A 13658-nucleotide genomic window follows, 5' to 3' on the forward strand; every position below is an offset into this window, starting at 1 on the left:
AGAGCCAGTTTTGCCGGCGAACCAAACGTTCCGCGCATCGACTTCCGAACACCCCCGGACGACGCGGAAGCAGACCGCTGTTGAGCCGCTGACCTGCCGTACCGGACCACTGGCGCTGTCTTTCGCGCAGCAGCGGCTGTGGTTTCTGGCGCACCTGCGGGGCGCCGGCGAGGCGTACCACATGCCGCAGGCGTTCCGGCTGCGCGGACCACTGGACCGGGCGGCGCTGACCCGCGCGCTGGACGCCTTGGTGGCCCGTCACGAAGTGCTGCGCACGCGCCTGGTCGCCGTGGCGGGCGAGCCCGTCCAGCAGATCGACCCGGCGGACGTGGGATTTGCCCTGCGCGTGCACGATCTGACCGAGTCCGACGGCGCGACCGACGCCGGGACGCGGCTCGCCGCTCTCCAGCGGGAGGAGGCCACGGCACCGTTCGACCTGGCCGGCGGCCCACTGATCCGCGGGCGTCTGGTGGTGCTGGCCGCCGACCACCACGTCCTCCTGCTGACCGCGCATCACATCGCCTCCGACGGTTGGTCGATGACGGTACTCACACGGGAAGTCGCCGCGCTCTACACCGCTTTCCGCGACGGTGGGGATAACCCGCTGCCGCCCTTGCCGGTGCAGTACGCCGATTACGCCGCGTGGCAGCGCAAGTGGCTCGCCGACGGTGTGCCGGCCAAACAGGCCGCCCACTGGAAGAAGGCGCTGGACGGGGCTCCCGCCCTGCTGGAACTGCCGACCGACCGGCCGCGCCCGGCCGAACAGGACTACCACGGCGGAAAGCTGCGCCTGGAATTCGACGCGGAATTGACCGCCGCCCTCAAGGACGTCGGCCGGCGCAACGGCAGCACCTTGTTCATGACCTTGCTGACGGGCTGGTCCCTGGTCCTCTCCCGACTGTCGGGCCAGACCGATGTGGTGATCGGCACACCGGTGGCCAATCGCCGGAGGGCCGAACTGGAGGGTCTGATCGGCTTTTTCGTCAATACGCTGGCCCTGCGCATCGACCTTTCCGGCGGCCCGACGGTGGCCGAACTGCTCAAGCGGGTACGCGGCGTCGCCCTGAAGGCGCTGGAAAACCAGGACCTGCCGTGGGAGCAGGTGGTGGAGCTCGTCAATCCGTCCCGCAGCCCGGCCCACACCCCGCTGTTCCAGACCATGTTCGCGTGGCAGAACAGCGAAGCAGGCGAGTTGTCGCTGCCGGATATCGAGGTGACGTCGCTGGATTCGCCGTACGACGTCGCGAAGTTCGACCTGACGCTGTCCCTGGCGGAAGAGGACGGCCGTATCGTCGGCAGCCTGGATTACGCCAGTGCGCTGTTCGACGCGGAAACCGTGGAAAGGTACGGCCGTTGTCTGCGGCACGTACTGGCGCAGATGGCCGCGGACCCCGCCGAGGCCGCCGACGCCCTGGCGCTGCTCGACGAGCCGGAGCGGCGGCACCTGGTGGCCGACTGGGACGCGACCGGCCGCACCGGGCCACGGCCCGGCCCGGTCGAGCGTTTCGAGAGCCGGGTACGCGAGCGGCCCGACCGTACGGCCCTGGTGTGCGACGGTGAACAGCTCGACTACGCCACGCTGGAGCGGCGCGCCAACCGGCTCGCCCACGCCCTGATCTCCCGCGGCGTGCGCCCGGACCAGGTCGTCGGGCTGCACGCCGGGCGTTCCGCCGCTCTGGTGGTGGGCATCCTCGGCATCCTCAAGGCCGGTGCCGCGTATCTGCCGCTCGACCCCGATCTGCCCGCGGAGCGGCTGGCCCGCATGGTGGAGGACGCCGCGCCCGCGCTCGTACTGAGCGACGCGGCCGTACCGTCGGACGGCCGGGAGTCACAGGCCGCCGTCGAGGCGGAGGGGCGGCGGGACGACGCGCCCGGCATCGCCCCGCACCCCGACCGGCTCGCCTACGTGATCTTCACTTCGGGCTCCACCGGCCGGCCCAAGGGCGTCGCCGCCACACATGGCAACGTTGCCGCCCTCTTCGACCACTGGCTGGCACGGTTCGACGCCGGGGCGGGCGAAGCCGCCTCCCTGTGGTCGGGCATCGGCTTCGACTGCTCGGTGTTCGAGATCCTGCTGCCGCTCACCACCGGCGGGACCCTGCACCCGGTGCCCGGGGAACTCCGCGCGGACCCCGAGGCGTTGATGGAGTGGCTGCGCACCCACCGCATCGCCCAGGCGTTCCTGCCGCCCGCCTTCATCACGTGGATCGACGAGGCGCCCGAGGAGCGGCTGGCGGGCCTGTCGCTGCGCCGGCTGCTGACGGGTGTGGAGCCCGTGCCGGAGCAGGCCCTGCACCGGATGCGGGAGTTCCTGCCGGAGCTGCGCCTGCTCAACGGCTACGGCCCCACCGAGACCACGGTCTTCAGCACCGGCTACACCGAACCGCTCCCGCTTCCCCGGCCGTGCCCGGTCGGCCGCCCCCTGGACGGCACCCGGGTCCGGCTGCTCGACGACCGCCTGGCGCCGGTGCCCGCCGGGGTGACCGGCGAGGTCTACATCGGCGGCGCGGGCCTGGCCCGCGGCTACGTCGGCCGCCCGGGCCTGACCGCCGAACGCTTCGTGCCGGACCCCTTCGCGCCCGGTGAGCGGATGTACCGCACCGGCGACCTGGCCCGGCGGCTGCCGGACGGGAACGCGGAGTACGTCGGCCGCCGCGACCACCAGGTCAAGCTGCGCGGTTTCCGCATCGAGCCGGGCGAGGTCGAGGCGGCGCTGCTCGACGGGCCCGGCGTGCGCGAGGCGGTGGTGCTGGCGGACCGGGACGCGGCCGGCCAGGCGCGCCTGGTGGCCTTCCTCGGCCGGGGTGACGCCGCGCCCGAGCAGCCCGACACCTGGCGCGCCACGCTGGCGCGCCGCCTGCCCGGTTACATGATCCCGGCGCTCTTCGTCGAGTTGCCGCGCCTGCCGCGTACCCCCAACGGCAAGCCGGACCGCGCGGCCCTGCTGGACCGGGCACGAGCCGGCGGCCCCGTACAGGTCAACCTGGCCAGCCCCCGCGACCACATCGAGCTGGCGCTGTACCGGATATGGCAGCGGGTGCTGGTCCGGTCCGAGATCGGCGTCCGGGACAGCTTCTTCGACATCGGCGGCACGTCGATCTCCGCCATCAAGCTGGCGCACGCCGTCCGCGAGGAGTTCGGCGAGACGCTGCCGGTGCGCGACCTCATGCTGCATCCGACCATCGAGGCGCTGGGCGGGCGGCTGCGGCGCGGCGCATCGGGGCGGCCGGACAGCAATCTGATCGAGTTCCGCGCGGGTGACGGGCGGCAGCGGGTGATCTGCGTCCATCCGGCCGGTGGCACCGCCTTCTGCTATCTGCCGCTGGCCAAGGCGCTGCCGGAGTCGTGCGGCGTCCACGGCATCCAGTCGCCCGGAGTGAACCCCGGCGAGACGTTCCTGCCGACGGTGGAGGCGATGGCCGAGGCCTACCTGAAGCTCGTCGAGCCGCTGCCGGCCGGCCCGCTGGTGCTCACCGGCCTCTCGTACGGCGGTCTGGTCGCCCACGAGATGGGGCGTCTGCTGGCGGAGTCCGGCCGCGAGGACGTCAGCGTGGTCCTGCTCGACACCCAGGGCTCGGACGAGCCGGCCGACCGCGCCGCGACGGCGCCGGTGGAGATGGCCGAGTTCCGGGACAAGCTGGTCAAGTTCAACGGCATGTACCCCGGCATCGACGACGAGCAGATCGACCAGTACTTCCGCGTCTACAACCACAACCGGCAGACCGCGGGCGCCTACCACGCTCCGCCGACGACGGCCCGCACGGTCCTGGTCCAGGCCGTCGAGGACGGCGGCGAAACGCCCCTCCTCCAGGGGGTACGGGACTTCTGGCAGCGCCGCGCGAAGGGTGACTTCGTGGTGGAACCGGCGTACTGCGACCACTGGGAGATGCTGGAGAGCACCGAGGTGCTGCGGGTGGCCGCGCTGATCGAAGCCGAGCTGGCCCGCTTCCCGGCCGCCTCGCCGCCGGGCGCTCCGGCCGTCCCTCCTCCGCTCCCCGGTGCCCCGGCCTCCGGGCCGTCGCAGCCCACCGGGCCGGAAGCCGAGTCAGCCCAGGCGCAGGAGTGATGATGGAACCCGAATCGACCGTTGCGGCCGGGCTCCCGGCCTCCCCCGGGCTGGCCGGCCGCGTGCTCGCGCAGGCCCGCCGCAGACCGGCCGCCGTCGCCGTCGTGGACGGCGACCGGCATCTGGACTACGCCGGACTCGACACCGCCAGTGCCGCCGTCGCCCGGTCCCTGCGCCGCCACGGCGTCCGTTCCGGCCAGGCGGTGGCGGTCTGTCTGCCGCGCTCGTGGCAACTGGTCTGTACGATGCTCGGCATCCTGCGGCTGGGCGCCGTGGTCGTGCCGCTCGACCGGCTGAGCCCGCCCGGGCGGCGGCGCCACATCCTGACGGACTCCGCCTGCGGGACACTGATCCACGGCGGGACGGCACCCGACGGGCTGCCCGAGGACATACGGGCCCTCCCGGTGGCCGGGCTGCTCGCCGCCGGCCCGGCCGACGACGAGGCCCCGCTGCCGCTCCCCGCCGCCGCGCCCGCGTCCTTCGTGTTCTACACCTCGGGGACCACCGGCCGGCCCAAGGGCGTCGAAGTACGGGACGCCGGGATCCTGCGGCTCGCGCGCCCGGGGTACATCCGGCCGGACGTGGGCACGCGCTACGCCTGCCTGGCCAACCCCGCCTTCGACGCGCTGAGTTTCGAAGTGTGGGTGCCGCTGCTGACCGGCGGCTGCTGCGTGATCCTCGGCGACGAGGAGGTGCAGACGCCGCACCTGCTGACCGCCGCGCTGCGGCGGGCGCGCGTCGACACGATGTTCATCACCACGGCGCTGTTCAACGCGGTCGCCGACAAGGTGCCGGACTGCTTCTCCGGCGTCGGCCAGGTGCTCGTCGGCGGTGAGCAGCTCAACGCCGCCCTGGTGCGCCGCTGGTACCGCGACAACCCCACGAGCACCACCCGGCTCCACAACATCTACGGCCCCACCGAGGCCACCACCTTCGCCCTCTGCCACCCCATCCCCCGCGACTTCGCCGCGGACGTGGTGCCCATCGGGCAGGCCCTGCCGGGCACCGGCGCCCTGGTGGTGGCCGACGACGGCGCACGACCGGCCGAGCCCGGCGAGACGGCCGAACTGTACCTGTCGGGTGAGGCACTGGCGGTGGGCTACCGCAACCTGCCCGACGAGACCGCGCGCCGCTTCGTCCGCCTGCCCTGGCACGACGGCGGCGAGGCCCGCCACTACCGCACCGGCGACCTCGTGCGCCGGGACGCCCACGGCCTGCTCACCTACGTGGGCCGCGCCGACCGCCAGGTCAAGGTGCGGGGCTTCCGCATCGAGCCGGGCGAGCTGGAGCGGCAGATCGAGGCCCACCCGGCGGTGCGCCAGGCCCATGTGCGCACCCGCCGCGACGCGCACGGCGTCAACGAGCTGCTGGCCTACCTGGTGCTCGGCGACGAGCTGTCGTTCGACGCCTTCGACCGGCACCTGGCGGCCGGTCTGCCGGCCTACATGCGCCCGCACCACGTCTTCCTGGTGGACGAACTGCCGCTCAACGCCAACGGCAAGATCGACGGAACGGCACTGTCGCGTCGTGACGACCGCCCCTGGCAGCGCCCGGAGTCGGCGGCGGATGCGGCCGCCACCCCCTGGCAGCGTGAGGTCCTGGAGCTGGTGGGCCGGGTGCTCGGCGTATCGGGCCTGCGGCCGGGTGACCGCTGGATCGCCAACGGCGGCGACTCGCTCAAGGCGCTGCGGCTGCGCTTCGAGGTGCGACGGCTGTGGGGCTGCGAACTGCCCCAGGCGGCCGTACTGCGGGGCGACTTCGCGCAGCTCGCCGCCGCCGTCGCAGAGGCCCGCTCCGGGGCGAATTCCCCGTACCCGGAGCCGGCCGCGCCCTCCGGCGCCCGCTCCGCGCCCGCCACCTCCGAGCAGCAGCGACTGTGGCTCCTGCAACAGCAGGACCCACGGTCCTGCGCGTACGACGTCCCGCTGGCCTTCCGGCTGGACGGCGAGATCGACATCGCGGCCCTGCGGGAGGCCCTGCGCCGGCTGGTCGTGCGCCACCCGGCGCTCCGTACGGCCTTCGAGGCCACGCCGGAGGGGCTGCGGCAGGCGGTGGGCGAGGCGTACGACCCGTGGGTGGCGCCGGAGACGCTGACGGCGTCCGGCGCCGTCACCGGCGTGCGGACCGGGATCGACGTACCCGGGACCGACGTACCTGGTACCGGCGTACGGGCTGGGTCCGCCGTACCCGAGACCGGCGTCGGGACCGGGTTCACCACACCGGAGGGCGGCACACGGGCCGGGTCCGACGCGCCGGTGGCCGCGGAACCCGACTGGCGCCCCGCCGCCGACCGCCTCTTCGCCGTCCCCTTCGACCTCGCCCGCCCGCGCCTGCTGCGAGCGACCTGCCTGGCGCGGCCCGGAGGCGGCGTCCTGCTGCTGCACCTGCACCACATCGCGGTCGACGGCTGGTCGCTCAACGTCCTGTTCCGTGAGCTGTCGGACGGCTACGCGGCCGGGCGGAACGGCACCGGGACGGCGCAGCCCGCCGTGGCGCCGACCCCGCTCGACTACGCGGGATGGCAGGCCGAGTGGTTCGGGACCGACGCCTACCGGGCGCAACGCGCCGCGCTGCACAAGCGCTTGAGCAGGCTGGACGACGAGGAGACGGCTCCGCTGGAGCCCGCCCGCCCCCGGCCCCGTGCCAACGGGCGGCTGCTGCGCGCCCCACTCGACCCGGGCCGCCGCGCGGCACTCGACAGGCTCTGCGCCGAGCTGGGGCTCACCCGCTTCCAGGTGTTGCTGGGCGTGTTCGCCTGGAGCCTGTACGGCGTGACCGGCCGCTCGCGGCCGCGGATCGCCGGGCCGGTGGCCAACCGGCCGGTGCAGGCTTTCGAGGACAGCGTCGGCATGTTCGCCAACACCGTGCTGCTCCCGCTGGACCTCGCGCCCGGTGAGCGGTTGCGCGCGCAGCTTCTGCGCCAGGGGGCCGCCGTACAGGAGGTGTTGGACCACCAGGACGTGGCGCTGGCCGATGTCCTGGCCGACCGGCGGAACCGCGCCGGCGGCACGCCGTTCGACTTCCTCTTCGTCCTGGAGAACACCGATTTCGGCGCGCTGGCGCTGCCCGGCTGCGCCTCCCGCCCCGAGTGGCCGGTGCCCGCCGAGGCGAAGTGCCCGCTGACGCTGTCCGTGGTCGAGCACGAGGCGGGCTTCGACTGCCTGTGGGAGTACGCCGCCGACCACTTCGACGCCGCCGAGGTGGCGGCCCTGTCCGGCCTGTTCCGGCAGGGGCTGGACGCCCTGGCCGAGGGCGGCACGGCCACGCTCGCCGAGTTGGTGGGCCCGTACCGTAGCGGCCTGCCCGACCCCGGCCGCGGCGCCGCGACTCCCCCGGCCTTCCGTACGGTCGCCGAGGGCTTCGCCCGCCAGGCCGCGCTGACCCCCGACGCCCCCGCGCTGGTCACCGACGGCCGTACCCTGACCTACGCCGAACTCCGCGCGCACGCGGTCGCGCTGGCCGCCGAACTGCGGGCGTCCCACCCGCTGCCCCCGGAGGACGACAGCCGGCCGCGCTGCGTCGCGCTCCACTTCGAGCCCTCGGCCGAACACGTCGTGGCGCTGCTGGCGCTGGCCCGGCTCAACCTCACCATCGTGCCGCTCGACCCGTCCTACCCGCCCGCGCTGCTGCGGCAGATTCTCGACCAGGTGCGGCCGCTCTGTGTCCTGGTGCCGCCGGACGGTACGGCCGCGGTCGACGCGATCGCTCCGGAAAACCTGCCGCGCCACCCGGTCACCCTGCCTGCCGTCACCCCGGAACCGCCCGGGTGCGACGAGCCGCCCCACGACGGACGGCGGCCGCTCTACACGCTGTTCACCTCCGGCTCCACCGGCACCCCCAAGGGCGTGCAGGTGCCGGACCGTACGCTGTGCAACCTGTTGCAGTGGCAGGCCGAGGCCGGTGGTCTGGCCGGCGGCGCGGTCACCCAGCAGTTCTCCATGCTCTCCTTCGACGTGTCCTTCCAGGAGATCTTCGGCACGCTGTGCGGCGGCGGCCGGCTGCATCTCGTACGGCCCGGCTGGCGGCAGGACGCACCGGCCCTGCTGGAGCAGCTCGAAACGGCCGGCGTCGAGCGCGTCTTCATGCCGTACGTCGCGCTGCACCTGCTGGCCGAGCACGGCGTCCGGCTGGGCCGCTTCCCGTCCCGGCTGCGCGAGGTGGTCACCGCGGGCGAGCAGTTGCTGTGCACGGACGCGATCCGCCGCTGGTTCGCCGGGCTGCCCGGCGCGCGGCTGTTCAACCACTACGGGCCGACCGAGACCCATGTGGTCAGCAGCCTCCGCCTGGACGGCGACCCGGCGCGGTGGCCGGAGCGCCCGGCCATCGGCAGGCCCGTCGCCCACGCGTGGCTGCGGGTCGTCGACGAGGCCGACGCGCCCGTACCGCCGGGCTGCCCCGGGCGGCTGCTGATCGGCGGCCCGATGGCCGCGCCCTGCTACCTCGGTGACGCGGCGCTCAACGCGTCCCGCTTCGTCGACCTGCCCGGCCTCGGCACCTTCTACCGCAGCGGCGACCTGGCCCGCTTCGACCGGGACGGGCTGCTGCACTACCTGGGCCGCGACGACCAGCAGGTCAAGCTGAGCGGCCACCGGCTGGAACTGGGACAGGTCGAGGCGGCGCTGGTGCAGCACCCGGGCGTCGTCAACGCCGTCGTGGTGCGCGACGGCGACCGGCTGGTGGCCTGCCTCCAGTGCCGCGACGCGTCGCCCACACCGCGGGACCTGGCCGCCCATCTGGCGCCGCTGCTGCCTCCGTACGTACGGATCGACCGTTTCCGGCGGCTCCCGTCCCTCCCGCTCACCCCGAGCGGCAAGCTGGACCGCCGCCGGGCGCTGACCGCGCCGGGCGAGGAGCTGCGCCCGCGCGGCACGGCCACGGCAGTGGCCCTGTCGCCGGCCGAGGCGCGGCTCACGGAGCTGTTCGAGGAGGTGGTCGGCGTGCCGGTCGGCCCGGACGAGCGGTTCTTCGACGCGGGGGCGTCCAGCCTCGACCTGATGCGCTTCCACCTGCGGTGCACCGCCGAGCCCGGCCTGTCGTTCGCCGTCCCCGATCTGTTCGAGCACGTCACGGTCCGGCGGCTGGCACGGTTCCTGGCGGGCCCGCCAGGACCGGCGGCGCGGGTGGCGGTGGGCCGGGACACGCCGTCGCCCGGCGTGGCCGACGATCCGATCGCCGTCGTCGGCATGGCCGTACGGCTGCCCGGCGCCGACGACCTCGGCGCCTTCTGGGACCTGGTGCGCCACGGCGAGCGCGGCATCGAGCACTTCGACGCCGCCGACGGCCTGGTCGGCGCCCGCAGCCAGATGTCCGGCCTGCTGGACTTCGACCCGGACCACTTCGGCATCAGCCGCCAGGAAGCCCGGCTGATGGATCCGCAACAGCGCCACCTGCTGATGAGTTCGGTGCAGGCCATGGCCCACGCGGGCATCACCGACCCGGCCGGGCAACGCGTCGGCATCGTCGCGGGCTGCGGCGAGAACACGTACTACCGGTCCATCCTGCGCGAGGCGGACCCGGCGTATGTGCCGGACGGCTTCCAGATGGCGCTCCACCACGACAAGGACTTCCTCACCACCAAGGTCGCCTACCACCTCGACCTGTCGGGCCCGGCCTTCACCGTGCAGGCGGCCTGCGCCAGTTCACTCGTGGCGGTGCACGTCGCCGCCGGTCTGCTGCGGCAGGGCGACGCCGACGTGATGCTGGCCGGCGGCGTCCTGGTCGACACGCTGCTCGCCGACGGCTACCGCTACCGGCCACAGCACATCTTCTCCAAGGACGGGCACTGCCGTCCGTTCAGCGACGACGCCAGCGGTACCATCGGCGCCAGCGGTGTCGGCGTGGTGGTGCTCAAGCCGCTGCGGCTGGCGCGGCAGGCCGGCGACACCGTGTACGCGGTGGTCACCGGCTCGGCGCTGAACAACGACGGTTCCGCCAAGCTCAGTTACAGCGCGCCCTCGCTCGCCGGGCAGCGCGAGGTGATCCGCGCCGCGCTGCGCCGCAGCGGCCGGACCGGCGCCGACCTCGGCTACGTCGAGGCGCACGGCACCGGCACCACGCTGGGCGACCCGGTCGAGGTCGGCGCCCTGCGCCAGGCGTTCGACCTGGACGGGCCCGGCCACTGCGCGCTGGCCTCGGTGAAGAGCCAGATCGGGCACCTCGGCGCCGCCGCGGGCGTGGTCGGCCTGGTACGGGCCGCCCTGGCGGTCCACCACGGCGTGATCCCGCCCAACGTCGACTTCCACCGGCTCAACCCGCAGATCGGCACCGACTCCGCGCCGTTCCTCATACCGACCGAGGCACGGCCCTGGCCCGAAGGGCGGCCCCGGGTGGCGGCCGTCAGCAGCTTCGGCATCGGTGGCACCAACGCCCATCTCGTCCTGGAGGCCGGTGAGCGGGCGGAGGCTGCCGACGCCGTGCCGTGCCTGCCGCTGTCCAGCAGCAGCGAGGCCGGGCTGCGCGCCGATGCCGCACGCATCGCCGACTTCCTCCGGACCCGGCCCGAGGAGTACGGCCGGGTGCTGCGCCACCTCCAGGCAGGGCGGCCCGGCCGCCGGTGGCGGGCCGCGGCGGTCTGCGCGGACGCGGCGAGTGCGGTGGCGTGGCTGCGTACGGTCGCGGACACCGGCCCGGCACCGGTCGGCGCGGACGCGACCGAGGAAGCGCTGCCGGCCGAGGGCCGTTCCCCCGAGGAACTGGCCGAAGCCTGGCGGCAAGGCCGGGCGGTCCGCTGGCCCGCCGGTCCGGCACAGGCCCCGTGGGACTTCCCGCCCCCGGCGTTCGAGCTGGCGGAGTACGACTTCCGGCGCGCCGCGCCGGACCCGGACGGCACCGCGGACCGGGTCACCGCGGAACCGCTCCCCCAGCGGCTCCCGGACACCGCCTGGCTGCACCAGCCGCACTGGGTGCGGCGGAGCCGCGCCGCCCAGGCCCCCGCGCCGCGCACCCCCGGCGGGCTGCTGGTGGTCATGACGGCCGAGCCGCTGCCGCCCGGGGCGCTGCGTCCCTTCGAGGCGGTCCGGTCCCGGGTGGTGCGGGTCAGCGCGGCCGGTGCGTTCGCCCGCCTGGCGGACGACGCGTACGAGGTGGACCCGGCCGACCCGGCCTCGCTGCGGCACCTGCTCGACGCGCTGGGCGACCCGGGCGAGGCCGGCGTCGACTGGCTGCACGCGCTGCCGCTGGCGGTCGGCGGCCCGGTGGACGAGGACGCCCTGGCGCAGGCCCGCTGGGCGTGCCTCGACACGCCCGCCGCCCTGCTGCAAGCCGTCGCCGGAACCCCGCAGGCGGCGCTGCTGCGGCCCTGGTGGCTCTCGTACGGGGCCCAGCCGGTCGAAGGGCCCGTACAACGGCCGGAGTCGGGCCTGCTGGCGGGTGCCTGTGAAGTACCGGCGCAGGAGTGCGCCGTCGACAGCCGCTGGCTGGACCTGCCCGGCCGCGATCTCGCCGACTGGGCGCCACAGCTCGCCTCGATGCCGGTGCCGGACGACGACGCGGACGCGCTGCCCAGGCGGCTGGCGCTGCGGCAGGGGTACTGGTGGCAGCCGGCGCTGCTGCCGGTGCCCGCGCCCGCACCGACGCTGCCTTCCGCACTGCCGGACGAGCCGGGCACGTACCTGATCCTCGGCGGTACCGGCGGCATCGGCAGCAGCCTCGCGGCCTGGCTGCTGGCCCGGTCCGACAGCCGGGTGATCCTGCTGTCCCGGCAGCCGCACCTGCCCGCCGAACTGTCCTCGTGGGCGGACCGCGTCGAACTCGTCGCGGCCGACCTCGCCACGACACCACCGGACACGGTCCTCGCCCGGCTCGACGGCCTCACCCACCGGATCGACGGTGTCGTGCACGCCGTGGGCACGGCGGCCGGCGGCCTGCTCGCCCGGCGCGACGCCCCGGCGATGCGGCAGGCCATGGCCGCCAAACTGCACGGCGCCCTCCTGGTCGAGCGGCTGATCGAGCGCCACCGGCCGGCCTTCGCCGCGTACTGCTCGTCGATGGCGGCGCTGTTCGGCGGCATCGGCCAGTTCGACTACGCCGCCGCCAACGGCCTGCTGGACGGCTTCGCCCGCCACCGGGCCGACGCGGCCGAGACGACCCTGCGGATCGGCATCGACTGGGACATCTGGAGCGAGGTCGGCATGGCGCGGGACGCCCTGCGGGCGGACGCCCGCCACCAGGCACACCTCGCCGTCGGCCTGGCGGTCAAGGAGGGCCAGGAACTCTTCGCGCGCGCCTTGCGGTTGCAGCTTCCGCACCTGCTGGTCTCGACGACCCCCGTCGATCAGGCCCGCGCGTTCTACGCGGCCCCGGCGCACGCACCCGCCGAGACCGGCGCCGCCCCGCCCTCCGCGTCCGAGACGGCCGCCGCCGAACTCGCCGACTGGCTCGGCCGCTGGCTCGGCCTGGACGCACTCGACCGGGACGCCTCGCTCTACGACCAGGGCGCCGACTCCCTGACCATGCTCGACCTGATCGGCAAGGTCGAGGAGCAGTTCGGCGTCGGCCTGGAGCTGTCCCAGCTCAGCCACCAGGTCAGCCTGAACGAGGTCCTGGCGAAGGTCGGCGCGGCTCCGGGGACCGAGGCGTCCGTGGGGACCGGGACGTCCGGGGCGGCCGAGCCGGCAGGCCCGTACGCGGCCCCCGGCCAGGCCGACGACGACCCGGTGGTGCTGGAGGTCTGGCAGCAGGGCACCGGCCGTGACCTGCTCTGCCTGGTCCACCCGGTCGGCGGTGACATCCAGGCGTACCGGGCGCTGGTGACGGCAGTCGACCCGCGCCTCACCGTCTGCCTGATCGCCGACCCCGGGCTGCGCCGGCCCGACCTGCCGGCCTGGTCCCTGACCGAACGCGCCCGCCGCTACCACGCCGCCCTCCAGGCCCGCTTCCCGCACACCGCCTGGCGGCGGCAGCTCGCCGGCTGGTCCTTCGGCGCGTGGGTGGCGCAGGCGATGGCGGCCGAAGCGGAAGCGGCAGGTCACCCGGCCGCCGCGCTCCACCTGCTCGACCCGCCGCCGCCGGACGCCGCGCCGCACTTCAGGGCGTACGACGAGACACAGCTCGACGCGGTCTTCGCACACGAGCTGGGACAGGGCGGCACGGGGGCACCGGCGAGCCGGGAGGCCCAGGCGTACGCCGAGCGGCTGGCACGCTGCTGCCGGGCCAACGTGGCGGGCATGGCGCGCCACGAAGTGCCCCGGCTGTCCGGCACCCCCAGCCGCCTGTGGCTGGCCAACCGGCCGGTGGACGGGCTGCCGAACCTGGGCTCGCCGGAGTCACAGCAGCTCAGGTGGCGGGAACGGCTGCCGGACCTGCGCAACTGGCAGAGCCTGGACACCACGCACTACGGCATCGTCCGGCCCCCGTACGTCCAGGCCGTGGCGGACGCGGTCGACGCCGCCGCGCCGGCGGGGCCCGGGGGCGACTGATGCCGTACCCGACAGGAGGGCACGTCCCGGGCGCCACGGAGGGCCCGGACGCCACTGGTGCACCCGAAACCCCTCGCGCCCCCGGCGCCCCCGGGGCTCCGGGCAGTCCCGGCGCCTTCGCCCCTCCTGCCACTTCCGCCCCACCCGACCCCCTGCGACCGCTCGCCCACCGAGCC

At 74.7% G+C, this 13658-nt stretch carries 2 protein-coding genes; both read left to right on the forward strand.

Translation table 11 applies throughout. The annotated features are described in order from the left end of the window. Nucleotides 1–10: 10 nt before the first annotated feature. Complete coding sequence (locus ACH4EB_RS16885; protein ID WP_398348270.1) at nt 11–4066, forward strand: amino acid adenylation domain-containing protein; 4056 nt, start codon at nt 11–13, stop codon at nt 4064–4066. After that, nucleotides 4066–13482, forward strand: a complete 9417-nt coding sequence (locus ACH4EB_RS16890; RefSeq protein ID WP_398348271.1) for an amino acid adenylation domain-containing protein — start codon at nt 4066–4068, stop codon at nt 13480–13482. Before ACH4EB_RS16885 ends, ACH4EB_RS16890 begins: the two co-directional genes overlap by 1 nt. The last annotated feature ends 176 nt before the right edge of the window (nt 13483–13658 follow it).

Origin of the sequence: Streptomyces sp. NPDC018045 (assembly GCF_044327445.1) — a bacterium.
Lineage (GTDB): Bacteria > Actinomycetota > Actinomycetes > Streptomycetales > Streptomycetaceae > Streptomyces.